Here is a 23,267-nt window from a genome sequence, read left to right on the forward strand (position 1 = left end):
GCTACCAGAGCGGGTTCTGTCGTTTGTTGAAAAGGTAGGACGCAAATTGAATGAATTCCTACACTCAAATAGAAATCTGATTACCGGTGCTGTAGCTGTACTGCATATCGTTTGCCGTTTTGAGTCAGGATGAGATGGTAGCTGCCGGATGACAAGTTCGCCAGGGAAAGCCGAACAGCAGCGGAAAGGGCAAGGTTCCGGTACACCTCCTGTCCCATGTTGTTATAAATGACTATCGTCCCAGCACCGCTTTCCGGAAGTCTTACGGTTACGTTATCCGCGGCCGGGTTGGGATATACGATAATACCCGCAGTCTTATTTATTTGCAACGACTGTACCGGACTGACCATCTGTAGCCCATCCCTATCTGTTTGTATCAGCCGGTAATAATTTTTTTCCTGAAGAACCTGGGGATCCCAAAACTGATAGTTAACGACATGGTCGCTATTGCCGGCTGCCTTAACCTGGCCTATAGCCGTCCAGCTTTTACCATCGTTGCTGTACTGGATGGTAAAATCACGGCTATTGCGCTCGGTAACGGTTTGCCATTCCAGCAGCGCCTTTTCATTAGAGCATCTGACTGTAAATTGAGTTAATGTTACAGGTAAGGGTACTGCCGTGGTAAAGCGAAGAAAATTATTTTGTGTGTAAGGCGCTCTTACGTTGTTCTTCCTGGTATCAATATAGCCGAATATCAATCCTTCATCAACGTCGGCAATAGCATCCTGGTCAAAAGTGATATAATAGGTTGTGTTCTGGGTAAGATCTGAAGGCGGATTTATCGTAATAGCGGCTGTTCCCGACCCCGCTACAGCGACGCTATTAGCCGCTATCGTCTGTACAGCAACGTTGTCGGAGAGCCGCCGGATGTAGATGTTACCAGCACCCGTTGCGACAGCTTCACTAAAGGTCAATACAATATTGCCATCGACGGCAAAATTGGTAGCATTATTGGCGGGCAAACTGGAGATCAGCCGGGGCGCTTCACCGGAATTTCCCAGGTAAACATCGCCGCCTGCACCATTGACGCGGCACCATATATCGAGGTCTCCGTCGCCGTCATAATCAGCGACAGTGGTCCCGGCAGTGTTCAACGTAAATCCTGCGGGTGTGCTGGTAGTAAAGGCAGCAAACGGATGAGCGGCCGGCGTGCTGAAAGAGCCGGTACCATTGTTCTGCAAGTAGGTAATGCCGCCTGCAACGCCTGAGCCGACAGCAATATCCACATAGCCGTCTCCGTTGAAGTCGGCGACCTGCACCAGTGCAAACCCTGTACCGGCAAAGTCATAGAGGGGCGTCTGGCTGCTGTAAAGGCCATTGTCATTTCTCAGGTAAACATCGCCACCTGCACCATTGACGCGGCACCATATATCGAGGTCTCCGTCTCCGTCATAATCAGCGACAGTGGTTCCGGCAGTATTCAATGTAAATCCTGCGGGTGTGCTGGCGGTAAAGGCAGCAAACGGATTAGCGGCCGGTGTGCTGAAAGAGCCGGTACCATTGTTCTGCAAGTAGGTAATGCCGCCTCCAACACCCGAACCGACGGCAATATCCACATAGCTGTCTCCATTGAAGTCTGCGACTTGCACCAGTGCAAACCCCGTACCGGCAAAGTCGTAGAGGGGCGTCTGGCTGCTGTAAAGGCCATTGTCATTTCTCAGGTAAACATCGCCACCTGCACCATTGACGCGGCACCATATATCGAGGTCTCCGTCGCCGTCATAATCAGCGACAGTGGTTCCGGCAGTATTCAATGTAAATCCTGCGGGTGTGCTGGTAGTAAAGGTAGCAAAAGGATTAGCGGCCGGTGTGCTGAAAGAGCCGGTACCATTGTTCTGCAGGTAGGTGATGCCGCCTCCAACGCCCGAGCCGACAGCAATATCCACATAGCCGTCTCCATTGAAGTCTGCGACTTGCACCAGTGCAAATCCTGTGCCGGCAAAGTCGTAGAGGGGTGTCTGGCTGCTGTAGGTTAACTGTCCGAAGGACATTGGGCCTAAGCAACCAACAGGCAATAAAAGTAAAGCGGACAAGCGAATTTTTCGCAAAAGCGTCAATGAACTGTTCATGGCTTGAAAAATATGCAGGATGCCTGCGCGGAAAAAATGGTTAATGGTTATCGCAGCAAAAGTAGAACGAATTATATTATGTATTGAATGTTCCGGAATATTAATATTGACATGAACGTACAAGTTTGCACAGGATTTAATCGTTGCCGCAATGCGGGATTAGCTTCTGCGTCACTTTACATTCGCAAGAATTAACAATTACTTTTTTTAGCTTCGGTATCGTTATGACCAATAGCACCTGATCAATATGGAGTGCTCAGCTGAGGTAAAAAGCTATAACAATGAGGATGGCCTGGCGATATTTTATTGATCCGTAAACGAAGATGAATCACAACTGTCTACCGACACGATTGTACAGATGAAAATTCAATACCAGATACTATGCAACAATTCTTTTTTGAGCCTCATCCGGCATTGAGGTCAATCATAAGCTCTATTGGCGTTATGGATGCCGACTTTGCCAGCGCCGGGCTTCCCTCTTCTTATCATTATCCGTGGTCGGCGCAGATACGGCTATGCTTCTATATCCAGGGCGACCTGATCGGCGTAAAGAAAAAAGCGCAGGATCCTTTTACTACGCTGGGCTCCAGTTTCGTGGTAGGTCCGCAATTGACGGACACTTATCTGGACTTTGGAAAAGGAGCGCTCACAGTGGCGGTCAGCTTTCGGGCCGGCGGGCTGCAAAGGCTCACAGGTATTCCCATAGGTGAGCTTACCAATAAGGAGGTGGATGCCGTCGACATCTTCGGAACTGAAATTGCGCTTGTGGAACGGCAATTAAGAGACGCCTGGCAACCGGCGGCCCAGGCGGCGATCCTGGAGCAGTTCCTGCTGCAGCGCCTGTCCAGGGCCAAAGCTTTGCTCCCCTTCGACCAGGCGATCAACGAGCTGGTGAAGCACCATGGCAACTTAAGCGTCGAAAAAACGGCTGCCTTAAGCTGTCTGAGCAAGCGGCAATTTGAAAGGAAATGTATCGAGAGGCTGGGTATGTCTCCTAAATTATTTGCAAGGCTTATCCGTTTCTCCAAGGCGTATATGTATAAAGAAGGGCACCCGCAATTATCCTGGATAAAGATCGCGCATGAATTCGGTTACCACGACCAGATGCATCTCATCCATGAATTCAAGCAATTTACAGGACATAATCCTTCTGCCATCGACAAAGAACTTCCCGGCTCTTTGAAATTGGTAAACCTCTTCGAGCGCGGCACCTGAAAAATGTCGCCTTTTTACTATACCTCCATTCCGTCGTGCTCCTATTTTTGATACCGCATCTATTGCAGGCAATACCTCCGTAAGCTATTGCCTGGCAGGCTTTGCTGTATCTGAAACCGATCCCCCAAGCTATGAAAAGCGCCATACTCATTGATGAAAACGACACGGACATAAAATACCTCGAATCGCTTTTGCATACCTATTGCCCGGGTATCGCTATTGTTGCTGCTGCAGGAGATGCGGATTCTGGCCAAGCTGCCATTCAGGCTTTCAGGCCAGACATCGTATTCCTTGGTGCTGAGCTAAATGACAGGCGAAGCTTTAACATGGTACAAGAAATTAAGAATCCCTGTTTTGAGATCATTTTTACCTCGACTTGCAGTGAGTATGCCATGGACGCTTTCAGGCTGCAGGCCCTGGATTACTTGCTCAAACCAATAGGTATCAATGAGCTGCAAGCCGCCGTATACAAAGCTGAGCAAAGAATAGCGCTGAAACAGGCCAACACCCTGTTGCAGGAGCTGATGGACGGGAGTGATAAGAATAATAACGAAGGGAAGATCGCTCTTCCGGTTCTGGAAGGCTATAAGTTTGTACGGCCGGGTGATATTGTCTATTGCAAAGCCTCGGGGAGCTATACGCTTCTCTTCTTTGCGGATGGCAGAAGCGACCTGGTAAGCATCCGGTTGGGCGCCTGCGAGCAGCTATTACCGGCGCCGGCATTCTTCAGGATACACCATTCCTATATTGTCAACCTATCCTATGTTGACCAGTATGTCAAAGGAAGAGGGGGGTACCTGATGCTGCACGACGGAGGGGCGATCGATGTTGCCGCTTCCCGGAAGGAAAGATTTTTAGAAGCGATTGCCAGCCAGTGGCGGGATAACAGACGCTGATATCCGGCATCGCCAACGCAGGGTGATTGTTGTCTGAACATGGATACAATAGTTTTACGGTTACCCCGCAACCGCTATTTTTCGCTTGATCCGCCATTGGCATCAAGGCGCAAAAAGAATAGGGGCTGCGGAATCGCTCGGCGGCATCTTCGTCGCGAGAGAAAAAACAAAAAGGCCTCACATTGCTGTGAGGCCTTTCGCGGACTGGACGGGACTCGAACCCGCGACCTCCGCCGTGACAGGGCGGCATTCTAACCAACTGAACTACCAATCCATTCCCCTTTCGGGAGCGCAAAGGTAATATGTTTTCTGAAAAAGAACAAATATCGAAATAATTTTTTCTCGCGAGAGGTGCTTCACATAGGCCAGGCCCAAGCCGATTTTTCCCGACCTTTACTGCCGTATGACCAGCAGCACAGAAGAGCAAACGCCGCACGCCGCATCGCTTACCAGGCCTCCGCTACGGTATAAGACCCGGATCGCGCCGACGCCGAGCGGCTTCCTGCACCTGGGCAATGTTCTTTCCTTTGCGCTGACAGCTTTGCTCGCCGAACGTTACCAGGCCACCATTGTATTGCGCATAGACGATATGGACCAACAGCGCGTACGTCCGGAATATGTACAGGATATCTTCGATACCCTCAATTTCCTGGAGTTGCCCTGGCACGAAGGCCCCCGCGATGCCGCTTCCTTTGCCGGCGAATATGCGCAGCGGCACCGCATGCCTTTATACAGGCAGGCATTAGAGCAGCTAAAGGACCGGGGCAAGGCATTTGCCTGCAACTGCTCCCGCAAGGACATCCTGCAGCTCGACATCTCAGGCCGGTACACCGGCGCCTGCCTGGATCGCAACCTGGATCCCGGTCAGCCCGGCCTTTCCTGGCGGCTCGATACCAGGAAGCCGGAACCGCTTATGATGAACACACTGCAAGGGGCCGTTGCTGTTGCTTTACCGGAAGATCAGCAATACTTTGTTGTACGGAAAAAGGACGGTTGTCCAGCCTATCAATTGTCGTCGGTAGTGGACGATGCCCATTTCGGCATCAACTTTATCGTAAGGGGACAGGACCTTTATGCGTCTACCATAGCGCAGCTTTACCTTGCATGTGTATTGGGTAATGATGCTTTTCAACGCAGCTTGTTTTACCATCACCCTTTGCTGATATTGCCCGATGGCAGCAAGCTATCCAAATCGGCCGGCGCCACTTCTGTGCGCTACCTGCGCCGGGAGGGGAAAACACCTTCGGCTGTCTTTACCCTGATCGGCAACCAGCTGGGCATTCCGGGAGCGCTGAAGGACTGGCGGGGACTCAGTATGCTGCTGCCGACGTAATAATAAACTTCAGAGAGAAGACCCGGCAGCGTACCGTTGTGAAGCACTTCCGGCTTGACTTAGAAACGTATCCGCTGTATCCGCATTGCATTGAAGATGGCCAGCAGCGCCACACCAACATCGGCAAAGACGGCTTCCCACATCGTAGCCAGTCCGCCTGCGCCCAGGATAAGCACAATGCCTTTGACCAAGAAAGCCAGGATAATGTTTTGCCACACCACCCGGTTGGTCGCCTTGCCGATCCGGATAGCCTTCGGAATGCGGGAGGGCTGATCGGTCTGGATAATGACATCCGCTGTTTCGATAGCAGCATCGCTGCCCAGTCCGCCCATAGCCATACCCACATCGCTGAGGGCCAGTACGGGTGCATCGTTGATGCCATCGCCTACGAAGGCGATCACTTTACTTTTATCCTGCTGCTGCTCCGTTACCTTCTGCACTTTGCCATCGGGCAGCAGATCGCCGAAAGCCTTGTCGATATGCAATGCCCGGGCAACCTTATCAACGACCGATTGTTTGTCACCGGAAAGCATCATCGTCGCGATCCCTTCCCGCTGCAGCTCTGCGATGGCCTGGAGACTATCTTCTTTGATCTCGTCGGCAATGGTAAGATAGCCGGCCAGCCGGCCGTCAACAGCAGCGATCACGATGGTATCGCTGATGTCGCGCAACGCATCTGTGTCGCCGATACCCATTTTATCCATCAGCTTGAGGTTGCCGGCCAGTACGGTCCTGCTGCCGATAAGGCCTTTGATGCCATGCCCGCCGATCTCTTCAAGCCCTTCGACGCGCAGTTCCCTGGCTGCATCGCCGGCATAGGCGACCACGGCCCGGGCGACAGGGTGGGTGGATGCCGCTTCCAGCGCGGCGACCAGCGGCAGCCAGTCGGCTTCGGGCAGCACCAGGCTTTTGACTTCCTGCACCTTGAAAACGCCTTTGGTCAACGTGCCGGTCTTATCCATAATGACCATATTGACCTTCTGCATCAGGTCGAGATAATTGGAGCCCTTGAAAAGAATGCCGTGGCGGGAAGCAGCGCCGATGCCGCCGAAGTAACCCAGGGGAATAGAGATCACGAGAGCGCAGGGACAGGAGATGACCAGGAAGATGAGCGCACGGTACAGCCATTGGTTAACATTATAGGGCTGCACGAAAAAGTAGGGGAGCAGCACGATGCCGATCGCCAGGAAAACCACGACCGGCGTGTAGATGCGGGAGAACCTCCGGATAAATTGTTCCGTTCTGGCCTTACGCGTAGTGGCTTCCTGCACCATAGACAGGATGCGGGCCAGGGAGCTGTCGTTGTACAACTTGGTTACCCTCAGCTCCACTACCTTGTCCTGGTTAATCATGCCGGCCAATACGGTTTCTCCTTTGCTGATGCTGGCGGGCTTGCTTTCGCCTGTGAGCGCTGCGGTGTTAAAGACGCTGCCGGGACTCAGCATCTCGCCATCCAGCGGTACCTTGTCCCCGGCCCTGATCTGTACAATATCGCCGACCAACACGTTGTCCGGCGGCACTTCTTCAAAACTGCCGTTCCGCTGTACCCAGGCCGAGGCAGGCCGTATATCCAGCAGGGCCTTGATGCTGCGTTTGGCACGGTTTACCGCGGCATCCTGGAACAATTCCCCGATCGCATAGAACAGCATGACAGCCACCCCTTCAGGATACTCGCCAATGAAAAAAGCGCCTACCGTGGCCAGGGTCATCAGCAGGAATTCGGTGAACACATCGCCCTTTACGATCAGTCTTACCCCTTGCCAGGCTACCGGCAGGCCGACAGGAAGATAGGCCAGTCCGTACCACAAGGGACGCGTCCAGCCTTTGAAAAAGCCAGGGTGTATAAAATTGTCGGCGGCAACGCCCAGCAGCAGCATAAGCAGGCTGACCGCCGTGGGCGCATATATTTTCCAGGCTGCCCTTTCGCCGGCAGCTGCCCCATGCTGGTGGCCGTCTTTATGGTCATGCCCTTCATGTCCATGGTCTTTACCTTTTGTAGAAAGAAGCGGGAATCCGCTTTGCTGTATGGCTTGCAAGATGCGACCTGCATCGGTCAGGGTCTTGTCGTATTCTATACGGGCATTGCCCGTGGCCGATACCGATATGTCGAGCACGCCCGGATGTTTCCTGAGCAGGTTTTCCAACGCTGTGGCTTCGTTGATCTCTCTTATCCGTTGGACCTCGGTAAGCAGGTGGCCGTAACGTTGCGTGATCGCAGCGCCTTCTTTGAGGGCTATACCCCTGATCTGCTCCAGGCTGATGACCAAAGGATCGAAGTGGAAGCACAGCTGCGCGGGTTCTTTGTCCCCGCCTTTGGCAAGGTGTACTTTTTCAAGCCCTTTCCGCTCTTGCAGGGCTGTAACGAGCCGCCGGATACAAGCATCCTTTTCATCGGGAACACCAGGTAGTACCAGCTCCAGCGCTATTTTTATTTTTTGCATGATTGTCTTGTAAAGAAATGAGAAAAGCAGGCATCACCGGCGAAAGGCCACTTTGGTGCGGGACTCTTTTCCGCAGGTCTGCCCGGTACCCTTAAAGCAGATCAGGACAAGCGAGGCGGCTGCCATATGGACAGCATAATATTGTTGGGAAAGCGATCGCGGTGAAGAGGAAAAAGAATATCCTGCTCTGGTGGCAGCCATAGAGCGCCGGGCAAAGCGGGCGCGGGGAGGGTAAAGGCGACAACGCAGCAGGCACACTGGCAAAGAGGAGAACAAGTATCGTTATGTGCGGCAGCATCCGGATGTCCGGTTATCCTGTGCAGCGGCTGCAGCTGCTGTTCCTGTCCCAGGGTCTGCCTGTCGCTGCAGGGAATGCAGCTTAAGGTCAGTACCAGTATTGCCAGGACCAGGGACAGCCATTTCATGTAAACAAATATAAGCAATTATGGGCATAGCCTTTCCAGAGTACCAATACCGTACCCCTGTACGCTGCAATTTGTCTGATTCTGCCGTAGTTAAAATCTGTATTGCACCTTGCCGTACCGGCACTGACGATAGCTTTGTCGTATCAACCCGGCCTGTTCTGCTTTTGCGGGGTTGCGCAACTACCCGTAAGAGGGCTCGGTGCAGAAGAAAATCTTCATTTACTTTTGCAGGAAATCAGAGGAAGAAATATGGCCGACAAGGTTATTTATTTTAAGGAAAACGACATTCGGGGCATAGCCATGCCGGAGCGTTTTACGTTTCCTTTTTATTATGAGCCCCACCCATTGGCCAAGATAGCGGCTGAGGAGCTGAAGCACCTCCTGGAAACGCAGACCGGGCTTGATCATAATTTCGGTCTTGACAGGGATGCGCATGGCATGGCCATCGGCAAAATGTTTGGCATCCTGGTCGTGCAGGATGGCGGGGGAAGGTTGGGCTATTTATCTGCCTTTTCCGGGAAGCTGGGCAATTCGAACAGCCATCTTCGCTTTGTGCCGCCTGTTTTTGATATGCTGGCAGAAGATAGCTTCTTCCTTAAGGAGCAGTATATATTGAACGACATCAATCGCCAGGTTAAGGACATCGAGACCAGCGAAAGCTACACCGCCCTGCAGCAGGAGCTGAAAGGCCTGATCCTGCAGGTGGAAAAAGAAATATCCGGCTTTAAGACCTTGCTCAAAGCCAACAAGCTGGATCGTAAAAGGCAACGCGAAGAGCAAAGAAACAGCCTGTCCCCGGAAGCGTACGCCGGATTTGAGGCCCTGATGATCAAGTCCAGCCTACACGATAAGCATCGCCTGGCGGTGCTCAATGCGGTATGTGAAGCGCGGTTAAGCCAGCTGCGCAGCCGTATGGCGCCGTATGACGGCCGCATAGCAGCATTAAAGAAAGCGCGTAAGGAAAAATCGGCAGCGTTGCAGCAGCAGCTTTTTGAGCAATATACTTTCCTCAATCAATACGGACACAGGCGGAGCCTGCAGGATATTTTCAGCGAAACGGTTTTAGGCGTGCCTTCAGCTGCCGGGGAATGCGCTACGCCGAAGCTGCTGCAATATGCCTTCCTTAAGGGATACAAGCCTCTTGCGATGGCTGAGTTCTGGTGGGGCGCATCACCCAGATCGGAGATCAGGGTGCATGGGCAGTTTTATCCTGCATGTACCGGGAAATGCAAACCCATACTGAAGCATATGCTGGAAGGAATGGCGCTGGACGAGGACCCTTTGTTAATCAATCCTGGCGCGCTCAAGGCGCTCGATGTCCTCTTTGAAGACGATCATTTTGTGGTCGTTAACAAGCCGCATGGCCTGCTTTCGGTGCCCGGCATCCATATCCGCGATTCGGTTTACCTGCGGTTGAAGCAGGCTTTTAAAACCATCGAGCCGATGATGATCCACCGGCTCGACATGGCTACCTCGGGTTTGCTGGTCGTGGCCAAAACAAGGGCGGCGCACAAGCATATCCAGCAACAGTTCCTGAAGCGCACCGTGACCAAACGCTATACTGCATTGCTCAACTGCGAAGTGCAAAACCGGGAAGGCGAGATCAGCCTGCCCCTGCGTGGCGACCCGGACAACCGTCCGAGGCAGCTGGTCTGTTTTGAGATGGGTAAGAAAGCCGTAACCCGGTGGAAAGTGATAGAACATAAAGACGGCCGGACTAAGATCCACTTCTGGCCCCTTACCGGCCGCACGCACCAGCTGCGGATGCATGCCGCGCACGAGCTGGGTCTTAATGCGCCTATTGTGGGTGATGACCTGTATGGTACTGCCGCCGAAAGGCTGTACCTGCATGCCGCCTGTCTTGAATTTATACACCCGGTATCCGGAGCCAGGATGAGCTTCGAGCTGAAGGAGGCCTTCTGAGACCATGCAATTCTGTAGGTGGCCGGTGAGTATTCGGAAGGTTTCGAGGGATGCTCCTGAAGATACACTTCCTGGTAGCCGCCTTTCTGAAAATTACCGGTCGGCGCTTTCCTGGCCCCGCTCAGTATATTCAAAAAACGATAACACCAAAACTGGTTAAAAGGTATTTGAATTCCTTACTTTTCTATGAAATCAGAATCTGTATCGTGTTGAAAAAAGACAACCATCTGTGGGAATTGGCTAAGCTGTTCTTCAAGCTTGGCTGCATCGGCTTTGGCGGCCCTGCCGTCCATATAGCCATGATGGAAAAGGAAGTCGTCCGGAAAAAGAAATGGATGAGCCCGGAACACTTTCTTGACCTGGTGGGCGCAACGAACCTGATACCGGGGCCTAATTCAACTGAAATGACCATGCATTGCGGGCAGGAACGTGCAGGATGGAAAGGACTTATTATAGCTGGTTTATGTTTTATACTTCCTGCAGTGATCATAACTGCTGTATTTGCCTGGGCATACCGTAAATACGGCAACTTACCGGAAGTCGCCCCCTTCCTGTATGGCATCAAACCGGCAATAATTGCGGTAGTACTATCGGCCATGTATTCGCTCGGCAGGAAAGCATTCAAGACAACCGTATTATGGATTGTGGGTATTCTTTGCACGGTTGCCGTCTTGATGGGAGCTAATGAAATTGCCGTTCTGTTCGGCGCCGGTCTTGCTGGCATTTGTTTGCACCTGGTACAGGCGAAAAATACTTTGAACAGTATCATGCCTATGATAATCGCACCCTTTACGAATACCCAGGTATTCTGGGTTTTTCTTAAGATCGGTTCAATCTTATATGGCAGCGGTTATGTGCTGTTTGCCTTTCTTGACGCCGAGCTTGTCCGTAAAGGAATGATCACAAAACAAGTGCTGGCAGATGCTATAGCCGTCGGGCAGTTTACGCCTGGTCCTGTATTCTCCTCCGCAACCTTTATCGGCTGGCAGCTGTCAGGGATTGGCGGTGCTTTAGCGGCTACAGTCGGGATCTTCCTGCCTTCTTTTTTGTTTGTTGCATTAGTGAACCCTTTTATGCCGCGACTGCGCCAATCAAAAATAATGGCTGCCTTTCTGGACGCTGTAAATGCAGCATCGGTAGCGATTGTTTTTGCTGTATGTGCAGAACTGTTCAACTATTCAATCCAGGATTGGCGTACCGTCTTAATTGCAGTCGTTAGCCTTGCTCTTATTTTTCTTTTCAAAAATCTTAATACAGCATATATTGTAGCTGGCGGCGCCGTGCTCGGGTATTTGCTTCACCTGATTTAAAAAGGCCTTGCATTTTTAAATGGTTATCTGGGAACGGGGTCAGTCCTGTGTAGTCTGTTACGTTTCTTCACTATTTCAGTGCATTTTGAAAGTCTATAAGTTGGTAGTTCGCATCATGGTTCATTATTGCCTGATCCTATCATGGTTGTTTGATCATTTCTTTTATGATCAGTGATACCTTCAAGATCCGGGATATACGCATCCGCATGTTCCGTTTTTGAAAGTTCCGACGTAATAATTTATCTTTCGTTTAAACAAATAAATAATAGTGTTCGTAAAAATGGACGAGGTGATCAATCACCTCGTCCATTTCATATTTGACAATTAGTGAGCGCGTCCTTAGAAAGCTCAGATTCAGTGTAGGGTTACTTTTTCGTTACTTTCCTTACAACGGTAGTGTTGCCTGCCTGCAGATGGATTGTATAATTGCCAGGTGAAAGCTTTGCTGCATCGATGGTTATGGAATTACCGCTGCCTGTGATAAGAGGATGTACTGCTTTGCCACTGAGATCATAAACGGTAACCGCTGTTATGACATCTGTGGCACGGATCGAAAACCTGGTGGTCGAGGGATTAGGAAAAATGATCACATCGCTGTTGTCATTACTGAGGCTTATCTGCTGAACGGTGCTGTAGGCTGCAGCGCCGTCCTGGTCAACCATTTTAAGGCGATAATAATTCAGCCCTTTAGCAGGGTTTATATCGTCATAGCCGTACTCCTGCCATCCGTCTGCTTCGCGAAACGGAATGCTGACAATGCTTTCGAAATGCTTGTCGTCGGGAGCGCTGCGTTGTAATTCAAAATGAGAGAAGAGCCTGGCGCTTCCTGCCTTCCAGGCAAGGCGAACCGAGCTTCCCGACTTCCGGGCCGTAAAATCTATAAGGGTAACAGGAAGCACCACACCGGTATTGGCATTAAAGGACGCCGTATTATAAGCCAGGAAAGCCTGATCGCTGTTTCCACTCAATTTATGTACAAAGCGGGCAACTGAACCGATATTGGCGCCGGTAATACCGAAATCAGCCAGATCGAAACCAACCATTCTCAGCGGCCGCAAGCCCTGGAGGCCTGCATTATAAGTTGGCGGATTTCCCGGGTCGTAGAATTTCCAGCTGCCATTAGCGACCACACTGATATTGGAGAGGCTTACAGCTATGGGATGGCCTACTACTACACCAGAGGCATTTTCGAAGGAGAAGGTATCGAGGCTGCCGGCTGCCGGCGGTTGTCCAACCTGTGTTACGATAATATCGGGTGTATTGTCACCAATAGAGCCTGTATTTAAGCTGGAAACATTATAATTCATCTTTGACGATGGGACGTTGAAAATAGCTGTCCCGAGGTCCAGGCCGTTGACGCCATCGCTGAGATATTGGCTGAGATTATTGGTAACAGGCAAAGGGAGTACATTGCCGCTGCCGCCGCCATATAAATTACCTACCCCAATAACCGTGCCGGTGCCAGGTGTAATGGAATTGTTGGCCAATGTAAACGAATTGAAAACTGCCGGTTGAAAAGCGACAGCGTTATCGGTCAGAACAGCATTGCTGACGCCGGTAGCGAAAGTAGTTCCGTTGTACGTGAAAGCTAACAGCTGGTGACTGCTATCCGGTTGTACGGAACTTACTGAAGCAGCGCTGGAAGACCAGAATCCGTGGTAATCTGTAAAAACGCCTGTGACGGGGGATTGTCCATACAATGTGCCTGTGATTGCAGATAAAGTGACAAAAATTGTCGCAGGAAAGATGATTTTCATAGTCATATCATTTAATATCGGCGCAAAATTAGGTTGCACTAATCGATAAATTATGTGAAGTGGGATTTGTCGAGGAAATACTACGGGGAAGTACAAGTTGTTGGGGTTGGTCTATCATGCCTTTATTACGCGCATTGAACTAGAGGATAGCGCGGCTTTAAGCAGATCTAAGAGACCGTAATGGGTTGCATCCGCATACTTCGGTAATATCGGCTACGGCAGTGTCAGTTATCGCGATGATTACGACCAGAGCTTTCACATCTAAATTGCAGACACTTATCTGTGAAGTATTTAATGAGCGCGCGGCAGAACCTCTGGGATTCCCTGGTTCAACATTTAATGTTCCCTTCATGGCCGATGACTTCTTCCGTAAAATGTTGATACTCTCGAATAAAAAAACAGATCTTTTTCCTTTTGGCCGTCTTATTGGAGCGTAGCCTTTCGGCCTGCCGTATTCAATACTTCAATGTTGTTTTAGGGAATACTGGCGGGACAATTGTCCTGCCCAGGAGCGGGATTTTTTTTCAATTTTGTAGCATTCCCATAAAAATAGAGACATGAAAGTTTTGGTAACTGGCAGCGCCGGGCATCTTGGAGAGGCGCTGGTACGCACATTAAGACAAAATTCTGCTGAAGTGATCGGGTTGGATATCCGGCCCTCTGCATTTACGACTAATGTAGGCTCCATTACTGACCGCTCCTTTGTCAGCGATTGTATGAAAGGAGTAACCACCGTTTTACATGCGGCCACGCTGCATAAGCCCCATGTGGCCACGCATACTATGCAGCAATTCGTAGAGACCAACATTACCGGCACGCTTAACCTCCTGCAGGAAGCAGTGGCTGCTGGCGTGCGGCGTTTTGTTTTTACCAGCACGACCAGTGTTTTTGGGGATGCTTTAGTGCCGCCTGCCGGAGCGCCTGCCGCCTGGATTACGGAAGAAGTAAAGCCACAACCCAAGAATATTTACGGGGTGACCAAAAAAGCAGCGGAAGATCTTTGTCAGCTCTTCTACAGAAATTTCGGCCTGTCCTGCATCGTACTCCGCACTTCCCGTTTCTTTCCTGAAAAAGACGATGACAAATATATGCGGGAAACATTTCAGGACGAGAACCTGAAGGCCAACGAATTCTTGTTTCGCAGGGTAGAGCTGGAAGACGCGGTAAATGCACATTTGCTGGCGGCAGAAAAGGCTCCCTCCATAGGATGGGGCGTTTATATTATCAGCGCTACTACGCCGTTCAACCCTGCAGATCTGCATGGCCTGCGTCACAATGCGCCGGAGGTAGTACTGCGCACCGTACCGGCTTATACAACAGCGTATAGTCATCGCGGATGGAAGATGCACCAAAGCATAGACCGGATATATGTAAATGAGAAAGCGAGGAAAGAGCTAGGGTGGGAGCCAACATATGATTTCGCTTACGTAGTAGCACGTATAAACGCAGGAGAAAGTTTACACAGCCCACTTGCACAATTAACCGGCTCAAAAGGATATCATGCAGAGCGCTTTACGGACGGCCCCTACCCCATCAGCTAGTCTGTAAATAGTGTCCTAAATCTTGTAATTCATGGGCATAGTTAAGAATCCTATATTTTAACCCCATTTAGCCCGGACGGCTAAATGGGTAATTGTCACTAGATTGAGATTCGAACCCCGTGACAGGTCGATAACTAACCAGCTATAAACCGGGAACAAATATTTTAGGTGCTAAGATTACATTCAGCCTCTTCCGAAGTACTTACGTTTTACGTTTGCCCCGCAACCGCCATTGGCGTCAAGGCGCAAAGAATAGGGGCTGCGGATCGCTCTGCCGCATTTTCGCCGCGAGAGAAAAAAAACAAAAAGGCCTCACATTGCTGTGAGGCCTTTCGCGGACTGGACGGGACTCGAACCCGCGACCTCCGCCGTGACAGGGCGGCATTCTAACCAACTGAACTACCAATCCAACGTTTCAATTATTCCCTTTCTCTGTCGAAAGGAGTGCAAAGATAAGGGGCTGTTTTTAATTCTCAAAATCTTTTCAAAAAAACGGGCAAAAATAAGGCCTGCGCTGGTGGCAGGCCTTTATCAGAAAAGATCTGGTTTTAATAGGCTGCTTTGTAGGAAGCGTCGAATGAGCCAAAAGTCATCTTATCCCAGGTGCGGCCGCTGTCCTCGCTGCGGTAAACACCCTTGTTGGTTGCAATGAACACATAGGAGCGTACCGCGTCATTCTTGTAAATATTCTTTTTCAATGCCATCCGGTACACGCTGGTGTTCTTTTCCAGGCCTACCGTAGCTGAAACAAAAGAGCCGTTCTCTACACGATAGACGCCCATAGTATCGGTACCCACCAGCAGGCTGTTGCCGCCATCAGGTGAGAGTGCGCAATTCCAGTGATGAAAGAAGGGCAGGGCGCCCTGGCCGATACGGGTCCAGTTCAGGCCTTCGTTGCTGCTGTACCATACACCGCCGCGTCCCAGGTAGTCGGTAAGGAAAAGGGTATTGGGATTGGAGGTCAGGAAAAATTCTGTGCCTTCTGTCCGCAGGAAGTCGCCTTCCATAACGACTGTTCTCCAGTTAGCGTCTGGAGCGTCTTTACGGAACATCAGGTTGTTGAGGTTGGAGTAGGCAAACACGGCATTGTTACCCAGCCCGGAAAAGCTGGAGATATTGAACACCGGCGGCGGGTTGTCTTCCCATGCGCGGTCTTCCTGCCAGGTCTTTCCGTTGTCCTTGCTTATGGAAATACCTCTTTCGGTATTGCTGCAGATAAAGACGGTATTCTGTCCCGGAAAATCGTAAGCCATGGTCTGCCAGGGAAAATGTTTCACATCGGAGAATACCGGATTGAAGTTCTTCCCGTTGTTGGCGCTGAGGTGCAGGTTCTGCTTCAGCATCAGCAGGTTGGTGCGCGAGGTGAGGATCAGGTTGGGCGCAAAGCCGTCAGGCGGAAATATGCTGGAAAAAGTGGTACCATCCGAGCTGTTCACCAGCCAGCCCTTATCGTCGGCAACGTAAAGACTGTAAGGCGTCTTCACCACCTTATCGTTATCTACACCGATCCCATTGTCTTTTTTACATCCTTGTAACGTAACTAAGGCAACGGCCGAGGCCAATAAAACGGAAGGTAGAAATCCTTTCTGCATGTACTGGAAAATTTTTCTCAAGATTATAAAAAAAAGTTTAAAGTACAAAGGAAGACGAGGAAAAATGTAGTGGTCGTTGGGTTTCCCGCAGCCTTTGTCCCGGGCGGTTTACAAAAGGAGCCGGCCTTTTTTGCCCGGCCGGCTCCTGTAAGGATAAATAAGATATATAAGGGGCTATAGGCCGCTTTATTTACCGGTGAATACTGCCGTTCTCTTTTCGAGAAAAGCCGCAGTGCCTTCTTTTTTATCTTCCGTACCGAAGCATTCGCCGAAAGCCTTGATCTCGTTGCTGTAGCCGGTGCTGCTGGCAGTTGCCGCTTCATTGACCAAAGCAATGATCCTGGCTATAGCCAGGGGAGCTTTGCCCTGGATCTTCAGCAGCAGCTCGCGGGTTTTGGACAGCAGCTCTTCTGCGCCGAATACGTGGTTGACCAACCCCAGTTTTTTGGCTTCGTCGGCTTTGATCATATCGGCGGTCATCAGCAGCTCCATAGCCTTGCCTTTGCCGATAAGCTGCACCAGGCGCTGTGTGCCGCCGTAGCCGGGAATAAGGCCGAGGTTCACTTCCGGTTGGCCGAACCTGGCCATTTCGCTCGCCGTGCGGAAATGACAGGCCATCGCCAGCTCGCAGCCGCCGCCCAGGGCAAAGCCGTTTACAGCAGCCACCACGGGCTTGGGTGCGTTTTCGATCTTGCTGAATACTTTGTCCTGTCCCACCTGTGCCAGCGCTGAGCCACCCTGAGCATCCAGATCAGTGAATTCGGTAATATCGGCTCCGGCCACGAACGCCTTGGCGCCTTCGCCGGTAATAATGGCCGAGCGGATATCTGCATTGGTATATACCTCTTCCAACGCTTGTCCCAGCTCGTTGATCACGTCTTTATTCAGGGCGTTCAGCTTGTCGGGGCGGTTGATCGTAATGATATAGATACCTTCGGCCAGTTCTGTCTTAAGGGTCTGATACATTTCTGCAATTAATTTTTTGAATGGAAATACAAAACGGCGTGCCGTTTTTTTAACGCCGTCAAATATAAGGCTATTGACTTAAAAAGAAAATTGAGGCCCTGCTCGGGGAATCATCTGTGAAGCGTTAGCAGCCTGCCCCTTACGGTGGCCGTAGGTTCCTGTATGCAGGTGGCAACAAAAGAAAAGCCCCACAGTCACACCGGGCTGCAGGGCAGTTCTCATGGCTTAATATCAGTTTTACCGGATCAGGGTCACATCGCCCCTGAAGGTTTCGACATAGTCGTCGGCATACCCGAGCCGGATATAGTAGTAGTACACGTCCTGGTTGGCAGGCTTGCCATTGATGGTGCCGTCCCAGCCTTTAGCAGGATTGGTGGTCTCAAACACCTGCTTGCCCCAGCGATCGAAGACGCGGAACTCAAGCAGCTTCTGGAATTTGAAATTCTGTACGCCGAACACATCATTAAGCCCGTCACCATTGGGTGAAAAAGCATTGGGTACCAGCACCGGGCTCCTGAAGTCTATCCGGATAAGCGACGTGTCCATCGCAAGGCAGCCAAATTCATTGGCGCCGGTAACCACATAAGCGGTCGTTTCCTTAGGTGTGGCCATAGGACTGGCAGATAAGCCGTCGCTGAGGGTACCGCTGGGCGTCCAGGTATAGAAGGTGCCGCCGAAAGCCTGCAGCGCAATGCTGCTGCCATATTTGATGGTGGTGTCGACAGGGAAAGATTCTATTGTCGGCTTGGGATTGACTGTGATCTCCGATTTTAGCGTGTCTTTACACCCTTCGGAACTGGTGATCACGACATAGTAATTGTTGACACCCAGCGGGGGCAATGCCTGCGGGCCGGCGCAATCGTTACAGTTCAATGTGGACGGAACGCCGGTAAACCCTGGATTATCGTACCAGGCATACTGGCTGCCGCCTGAAGCATGTATCGTAAACGGATCATCCAGGCAGATCGCGGTTTTTTCCGGGTTGATCTGGCCGACGAACGGAGTTACGATCAGGTGTGCAGAATCCCGGAGATAACAGCCGTTGGCATCGATTGTCTCCAGCACATAGAAGTTGCGCATGCCCGGCACGGTCAGCTGGGTATTGGGTGAGGAGGGGTCGGCAATGCCGGTAGCAGGCGTCCAATGATAGCTGAAGCCGCCGGCAGGCGCCGGACCATGATTGACAGAATACAGGTTTACCACATCGCCTATAGCGCAGGTCGTGCTGTCGGGATAGGCCTGCAGCACACCGTTGAAGGAGTTGACTTTGAAAGGCAGATCCTGTTGCGGGGGCAGAATGCGGCCGCAGGTATCGTTCAGGGTATTGCCGTCGGTCCCGATCTTTGAGCGGATCTTGTACAGGCCGTCGACAGCAATCGGCGCCGACAAGTTAAGCACCACGGAGGAGGTAAAGCCTCCCGGAACGCAACCCGGGCCTGCGGCAGATGCAATCACAACACTCGATGGACCCAGGATGGTGAAGTCGGAGCCGTCGGCGGCAATAGAGTTGCAAGCTACCGGTGTGTTGAAATTGATCTTAAGGCGCTGGCAGGCGGGTGAATCGAGCGACACATAAGTAATCGGGTCGATGCCTACGTGGAAGTTGACGGAATCGGGCAGCTGGAGCGCTGCATTGCAGAGCCCCAGCAGGGTATTGCCGTCGGTCCCGGTTTTTGCATGGAGGGAATAATCCCCGTTGGGTAAGGGGCTGGTAAACGTAACTTTGATCTTATCGGTATAACCGGCAGTACCGGAGCAGTTGATACCGGTTACCGATTGGATGGTACCGGAGGGGGTAAGGAAAAAGTCGCTGCCATTGGGCGCTATAGAGCTGCACAGCACATTGGTGCTCAGCTTCAGGGTCACTTCCTGAGACATATCGCAGACGGGGAGCAGTTCGAGCATTTCAGGCGGGGCTGGCTGATTGAACACGGCAGTGCTGCCTGTAAAGTCAAGCAGGAAGCCCGATCCGGGGCAGGTGCCGAAGCAGTCGTCGTGCCCGTAGTTGTTGAGCATGATGAGGTACACATCGCCTGCATTGGCGGTGATCTGCTGCAGGAAAGGCTGGCCGTATGCACCGCCGAAAACCGTGGTCAGCGTGGAGGTTGTATTCAGGCCTACAACGCCGCCATTGTAATAAGTATTGGGCTGGATATTGTTGTTGAAATTGCAACGGATCACCTGCGACTGCTGGATGTTGGCGCAGTCGCCGCCGGTGATGTCGATCACGGCAAAGTCGTAGTCATCGGCGGTATCTACCGGAACGATCTTAAATACGAGAATGCCGGGGCTGGTTACCTCGAGCCGGAACCAAACCGAATTCGCCTCGCCGTTACCGCAAGGGGTAAAGGGAAGGTCGCTCACAAGGCCTACGGTCTGGTAGCTGTAAGGAGAAAAGAAGTTACCGCAAAGCTGGAGCGCATTGCAGGCATCCTGTTCCGGCAGGTTGGGCGGAAGTAACTGGGCACGCGAGGTGCCGGCAAGCAAAAGGGTACAAAAGGTCAGCAAAAAAGAAAATCGTAAACCTCTATTCATTGGAATGCTGGTTTTTGGGGTTAAAACAAAAACAATCGATGAATCCCGGGCCCGACCTATGAGAACGAGTGGTGCAACAATTCTTTCAGGTATGGTCTGTTCTTACAGATAAGACTTTAGTAAATCTTTTTCCGTTGGGTTAAAGTTAATTTAAAAATGAAGTTTTTGGATGCATTGGCGCAGATAAAATTGTAAAAGGATGCCGGATGGTCTTCTTTCCCGCCGCTAAATGTAAACCCCCGGCGGAAAGGGCCGGGGGTCGTGTAGCGACAATGGTTTCGTTTAGCGGATCACTATCTTCCTGATCCCCGTCGACCGGGCCGATTGCAGCCGGATCCAATAGAGGCCTTTGGCATAGCCGTTGAGGTCGATCGAAGCGATGCCGGTCTTGTCCAGGTTTTTGTGGTACACCAGCCGGCCTTGCGCGTTCAACAGGTCCAGCGTCAGCGTTTCGGCAGGCTGCAGCTGCGACAGGTCGATCAGCAGGCGGTCGGTTGCCGGGTTGGGATACACTTTTACCTTGCCCGATACATCGGCCGAAGCGATGGCTACCGGGGCCGTGGTGCAAGCCGAAGCGTCGCCCCAGATACAATCGGCAAAGCCGGGATCGTCGATAAAAGGATTGCGGTTGTGCTGCAGGGCATAGATCGCATTGTTGCGGTCGATCTCTTTCCGGCTTACCGGGTCCATATGGTGCCACTCGAGCAACATCGCCACTGTCCAGGTTTTCAGCTCGGCATGGTTGGCCATGGCCCAGTCTTTCCAGCTGCCATCCTCGGTATAGTAACGGGTAGCCATATAGAAATAAGTGCGGGCCAGGTCGCCTTTGAAAGAATCCAGCGGCTCAAACACCGTACCCGAATATCCGGGGTAGCGGTTCGTACCCGAGCGGCTGCCGTTCTGGCTTTGCCAGTAACTCACTGTCGTATCGACCAGCCCATAGGGATCGTTGTCCCGCTTACCATTCACTGCGCCATCGGTAGGGTAGATATGGAACAGGTCGGAATTCATGGGCGCAGCTTCATTGAAATAGGTCCTGGGCCAGGAGTGCTCGCGGTTGTAGCACTGGCCTTCGCCGGTATAATTGCCGCACTGGTCGCTGCCGAAAGTATATTCATAAGGCGGCGTGCCGCCCGGCCGGTCGGAATAGATATCCCATACCTCGCCGTTCGCCTTCTTGTCCGTGCTTTGAAAAGCCGTCCACAGGTCATTATACGAGAGCGCATCGTGGTTCCTGATAATGTTGTGCAGGGCGGCTTTTAGGGGTACGCCATTGAGTGAGGCGGCGGCATCGTAATAGCCTGCCGGCGCTTGTCCGAAACTAAGCTGGCTGCAGGCCAGGCCCAGCAGCAGTAAATATTTGTGCATACAGCAGTAAATTGACCTGCGAAGGTAGCTTCAGGACCTTTGTTCTCACCGGGTTTCCGGCATTCTTAATCCTAAGGTAATATAGCGTGCCGGCATGCCTAACTTTAATTAACAGGCATTATACCCGTTTTTTACAGCGATGCTGTGATAAATCTATTATTTTTACCGCTTTAAAAAGAGCATTGATGAACCTGGAATTTAATAAAAACGATGATGCTATGCGCCTGGCGCTCAGCCAGCTCAGGCAAAGATTTGCCAAAATTGAGGAAGGCGGTGGCAAAAAGGCCATGGAAAAAGCCCGGGCCAAAAACAAAATGGCGCCCCGCGAGCGGATCCAGTACCTGATCGACAAGGACAGCACCTTTATCGAGATCGGCGCCTTCGCCGGATATGATATGTACAAAGAAGAAGGGGGCTGCCCTGCGGGCGGGACCGTCGGCGGTTTGGGCTATATCCAGGGACGTCAATGCGTGATCGTAGCCAATGACAATACGGTGAAAGCGGGCGCCTGGTTTCCCATCACCGGCAAAAAGAACCTGCGCCTGCAGGAGATCGCCATGGAAAACCGGTTGCCGGTCGTGTATATCGTCGATAGCGCAGGGGTTTACCTGCCTATGCAGGACGAGATCTTTCCCGATAAGGAACACTTCGGCCGTATTTTCCGCAACAATGCGCAAATGAGCGCGATGGGCATTACACAGATCGCCGCAGTGATGGGCAGCTGTGTGGCCGGTGGCGCTTATCTTCCCATTATGAGCGATGAAACGCTGATGGTAGAAGGTAACGGCTCCATCTTCCTGGCCGGGCCTTACCTGGTAAAAGCGGCCATAGGCGAAGATGCCGATGCGGAAGCCCTGGGCGGCGCCAAAATGCATACCGAGATCAGCGGTATTGCAGATTATAAATTTGAGACCGAACAGGAATGCCTCGACCAGGTACGCCGCATTATCGATAAGCTGGGCGATCAGCCCCGCGCGGGTTTTGACCGGGGGCAGCCTGCCCTGCCCCAAAAGGATACCCGGGAGATCTACGGTATCGTTTCGCAGGACAATACCAAGCCCTACGATGTGCTGGAAGTGATCGAACGACTGGTCGACAACTCCGAATTCGATCAGTTTAAAGAAGACTATGGCAAGACCATCGTTTGCGGCTATGGCCGTGTCGATGGCTGGGCAGTGGGTATCGTAGCCAATCAGCGTACCATTGTCAAAAGCGGCAAGAAGGAAATGCAGCTGGGCGGCGTGATCTATAATGATAGCGCCGATAAGGCTGCCCGCTTTATCCAGAACTGCAACCAGAAAAAAATTCCGCTGGTCTTCCTCCAGGATGTGAATGGCTTTATGGTGGGTACCCGCAGCGAGCAGTCAGGCATCATCAAGGATGGCGCCAAGCTGGTGAATGCAGTGGCCAATTCGGTGGTGCCCAAGATCACGATCGTTACCGGCAACAGCTACGGCGCCGGCAATTACGCCATGTGCGGCAAAGCTTATGATCCACGCTTCATCTATGCCTGGCCCAATGCCAAGATCGCGGTAATGGGTGGTGAGCAGGCAGCCAAAACCCTGCTGCAGATACAGGTGGCGGCCCTCAAAGCGAAAGGTGAAGAGATCGATCCTGAAAAAGAAAAGGAATTGCTGAAAAAAATTACCGACCGTTACAACAACCAGACCTCGGCTTACTATGCGGCGGCCCGGCTTTGGGTAGATGAGATCATCGACCCTGCCGATACGCGCAAAGTGATCTCGGAAGGTATTGCAGCGGCCAACCATGCGCCCATAGAAAGGGAGTGGAAAGCCGGTGTGTTCCAGGTCTGAGTGCTGTATGCTCCGGATAAAAGGCCCGCCATCATAATGATCGCGGGCCTTTGTGTTTTGCAGATGTTGTAAAGACGATTGC

The 23,267-nt window shown here is 51.7% G+C and carries 15 protein-coding genes and 2 tRNA genes; 7 read left to right on the plus strand and 10 right to left on the minus strand.

Annotation, left to right across the window (positions count from 1 at the left end; translation table 11 throughout):
* Positions 1–80: 80 nt before the first annotated feature.
* Entirely contained in the window at positions 81–1,991 is a 1,911-nt protein-coding gene (locus DZC79_RS20205; protein ID WP_198666974.1) for an FG-GAP-like repeat-containing protein, read from the minus strand.
* A gap of 459 nt (positions 1,992–2,450) precedes the next feature.
* Between DZC79_RS20205 and DZC79_RS20210 the strand changes: the two genes are divergently transcribed.
* Both DZC79_RS20210 and DZC79_RS20215 read left to right on the plus strand, forming a co-directional pair.
* The gene (locus DZC79_RS20210) at positions 2,451–3,284 is read left to right on the plus strand and encodes a helix-turn-helix domain-containing protein (RefSeq protein WP_118953438.1); all 834 of its coding nucleotides are present in this window, start codon (positions 2,451–2,453) and stop codon (positions 3,282–3,284) included.
* Positions 3,285–3,415: 131 nt separating this feature from the next.
* On the plus strand, positions 3,416–4,180 hold the full coding sequence (locus DZC79_RS20215) for a LytR/AlgR family response regulator transcription factor (RefSeq protein ID WP_118953439.1): 765 nt from the start codon (positions 3,416–3,418) through the stop codon (positions 4,178–4,180).
* A gap of 200 nt (positions 4,181–4,380) precedes the next feature.
* Here DZC79_RS20215 and DZC79_RS20220 read toward each other — a convergent pair.
* A tRNA-Asp gene (locus DZC79_RS20220) sits at positions 4,381–4,454 on the minus strand.
* 129 nt (positions 4,455–4,583) lie between these two features.
* Here DZC79_RS20220 and DZC79_RS20225 point away from each other — a divergent pair.
* Positions 4,584–5,513 (plus strand): glutamate--tRNA ligase family protein, encoded by a 930-nt coding sequence (locus DZC79_RS20225; protein WP_118953440.1) that lies wholly within the window; start codon positions 4,584–4,586, stop codon positions 5,511–5,513.
* A 59-nt stretch (positions 5,514–5,572) separates the two neighbouring features.
* On the opposite strand, the gene DZC79_RS20230 is transcribed toward DZC79_RS20225, so the two are convergent.
* Together DZC79_RS20230 and DZC79_RS20235 are read right to left on the minus strand one after the other, a co-directional pair.
* On the minus strand, positions 5,573–7,954 hold the full coding sequence (locus DZC79_RS20230; RefSeq protein ID WP_118953441.1) for a heavy metal translocating P-type ATPase: 2,382 nt from the start codon (positions 7,952–7,954) through the stop codon (positions 5,573–5,575).
* A 101-nt stretch (positions 7,955–8,055) separates the two neighbouring features.
* Positions 8,056–8,379, minus strand: a complete 324-nt coding sequence (locus tag DZC79_RS20235) for a DUF6660 family protein (protein ID WP_118953442.1) — start codon at positions 8,377–8,379, stop codon at positions 8,056–8,058.
* Between the two features lie 249 nt (positions 8,380–8,628).
* Here DZC79_RS20235 and DZC79_RS20240 point away from each other — a divergent pair, with 249 nt between their 5' ends.
* Both DZC79_RS20240 and chrA read left to right on the plus strand, forming a co-directional pair.
* Positions 8,629–10,302: an RluA family pseudouridine synthase gene (locus DZC79_RS20240; RefSeq protein WP_118953443.1), complete on the plus strand. Its 1,674-nt coding sequence runs from the start codon at positions 8,629–8,631 to the stop codon at positions 10,300–10,302.
* 50 nt (positions 10,303–10,352) lie between these two features.
* Positions 10,353–11,612 carry a chromate efflux transporter gene (gene chrA, locus DZC79_RS20245; RefSeq protein ID WP_118953444.1) on the plus strand — a complete coding sequence of 420 codons (1,260 nt, stop codon included), beginning with the start codon at positions 10,353–10,355 and terminating at the stop codon, positions 11,610–11,612.
* Between the two features lie 365 nt (positions 11,613–11,977).
* Here chrA and DZC79_RS20250 read toward each other — a convergent pair whose 3' ends face one another.
* Complete coding sequence (locus DZC79_RS20250) at positions 11,978–13,369, minus strand: T9SS type A sorting domain-containing protein (RefSeq protein WP_157977305.1); 1,392 nt, start codon at positions 13,367–13,369, stop codon at positions 11,978–11,980.
* A 557-nt stretch (positions 13,370–13,926) separates the two neighbouring features.
* Between DZC79_RS20250 and DZC79_RS20255 the strand changes: the two genes are divergently transcribed.
* Positions 13,927–14,910, plus strand: coding sequence for an NAD-dependent epimerase/dehydratase family protein (locus DZC79_RS20255; protein ID WP_118953446.1), 984 nt, complete (start codon positions 13,927–13,929; stop codon positions 14,908–14,910).
* Between the two features lie 335 nt (positions 14,911–15,245).
* Here the strand turns inward: DZC79_RS20255 and DZC79_RS20260 are convergent.
* The 5 genes from DZC79_RS20260 to DZC79_RS20280 form a co-directional block, all read right to left on the minus strand.
* Positions 15,246–15,319, minus strand: a tRNA-Asp gene (locus tag DZC79_RS20260).
* Positions 15,320–15,458: 139 nt separating this feature from the next.
* Positions 15,459–16,502: a WD40/YVTN/BNR-like repeat-containing protein gene (locus DZC79_RS20265; RefSeq protein ID WP_118953447.1), complete on the minus strand. Its 1,044-nt coding sequence runs from the start codon at positions 16,500–16,502 to the stop codon at positions 15,459–15,461.
* Between the two features lie 186 nt (positions 16,503–16,688).
* Positions 16,689–17,468 carry an enoyl-CoA hydratase/isomerase family protein gene (locus DZC79_RS20270; protein ID WP_118953448.1) on the minus strand — a complete coding sequence of 260 codons (780 nt, stop codon included), beginning with the start codon at positions 17,466–17,468 and terminating at the stop codon, positions 16,689–16,691.
* Positions 17,469–17,705: 237 nt separating this feature from the next.
* Positions 17,706–20,003 carry a gliding motility-associated C-terminal domain-containing protein gene (locus DZC79_RS20275; RefSeq protein ID WP_118953449.1) on the minus strand — a complete coding sequence of 766 codons (2,298 nt, stop codon included), beginning with the start codon at positions 20,001–20,003 and terminating at the stop codon, positions 17,706–17,708.
* Between the two features lie 282 nt (positions 20,004–20,285).
* Positions 20,286–21,371, minus strand: coding sequence for an endonuclease (locus DZC79_RS20280; RefSeq protein ID WP_118953450.1), 1,086 nt, complete (start codon positions 21,369–21,371; stop codon positions 20,286–20,288).
* Between the two features lie 185 nt (positions 21,372–21,556).
* Between DZC79_RS20280 and DZC79_RS20285 the strand changes: the two genes are divergently transcribed.
* A complete protein-coding gene (locus DZC79_RS20285) occupies positions 21,557–23,185 on the plus strand; it encodes an acyl-CoA carboxylase subunit beta (protein ID WP_118953451.1) in 1,629 nt (542 codons plus the stop codon).
* Positions 23,186–23,267: the final 82 nt, after the last annotated feature.

It is taken from the genome of Taibaiella helva, from assembly GCF_003545695.1.
In the GTDB taxonomy this organism is placed as follows: Bacteria; Bacteroidota; Bacteroidia; order Chitinophagales; family Chitinophagaceae; genus Taibaiella; species Taibaiella helva.

Bases quoted from the DNA above. Each gene is read 5' to 3' on its own strand.
- DZC79_RS20255 (WP_118953446.1), top strand. From the start codon at position 13,927: ATGAAAGTTTTGGTAACTGGCAGCGCCGGGCATCTTGGAGAGGCGCTG.
- DZC79_RS20235 (WP_118953442.1), bottom strand. From the start codon at position 8,379: ATGAAATGGCTGTCCCTGGTCCTGGCAATACTGGTACTGACCTTAAGC.
- DZC79_RS20215 (WP_118953439.1), top strand. From the start codon at position 3,416: ATGAAAAGCGCCATACTCATTGATGAAAACGACACGGACATAAAATAC.
- DZC79_RS20240 (WP_118953443.1), top strand. From the start codon at position 8,629: ATGGCCGACAAGGTTATTTATTTTAAGGAAAACGACATTCGGGGCATA.
- DZC79_RS20275 (WP_118953449.1), bottom strand. From the start codon at position 20,003: ATGAATAGAGGTTTACGATTTTCTTTTTTGCTGACCTTTTGTACCCTT.
- DZC79_RS20230 (WP_118953441.1), bottom strand. From the start codon at position 7,954: ATGCAAAAAATAAAAATAGCGCTGGAGCTGGTACTACCTGGTGTTCCC.
- DZC79_RS20205 (WP_198666974.1), bottom strand. From the start codon at position 1,991: ATGTCCTTCGGACAGTTAACCTACAGCAGCCAGACACCCCTCTACGAC.
- DZC79_RS20285 (WP_118953451.1), top strand. From the start codon at position 21,557: ATGAACCTGGAATTTAATAAAAACGATGATGCTATGCGCCTGGCGCTC.
- DZC79_RS20265 (WP_118953447.1), bottom strand. From the start codon at position 16,502: ATGCAGAAAGGATTTCTACCTTCCGTTTTATTGGCCTCGGCCGTTGCC.
- DZC79_RS20225 (WP_118953440.1), top strand. From the start codon at position 4,584: ATGACCAGCAGCACAGAAGAGCAAACGCCGCACGCCGCATCGCTTACC.
- DZC79_RS20270 (WP_118953448.1), bottom strand. From the start codon at position 17,468: ATGTATCAGACCCTTAAGACAGAACTGGCCGAAGGTATCTATATCATT.
- DZC79_RS20280 (WP_118953450.1), bottom strand. From the start codon at position 21,371: ATGCACAAATATTTACTGCTGCTGGGCCTGGCCTGCAGCCAGCTTAGT.
- DZC79_RS20250 (WP_157977305.1), bottom strand. From the start codon at position 13,369: ATGAAAATCATCTTTCCTGCGACAATTTTTGTCACTTTATCTGCAATC.
- DZC79_RS20210 (WP_118953438.1), top strand. From the start codon at position 2,451: ATGCAACAATTCTTTTTTGAGCCTCATCCGGCATTGAGGTCAATCATA.
- chrA (WP_118953444.1), top strand. From the start codon at position 10,353: ATGCTCCTGAAGATACACTTCCTGGTAGCCGCCTTTCTGAAAATTACC.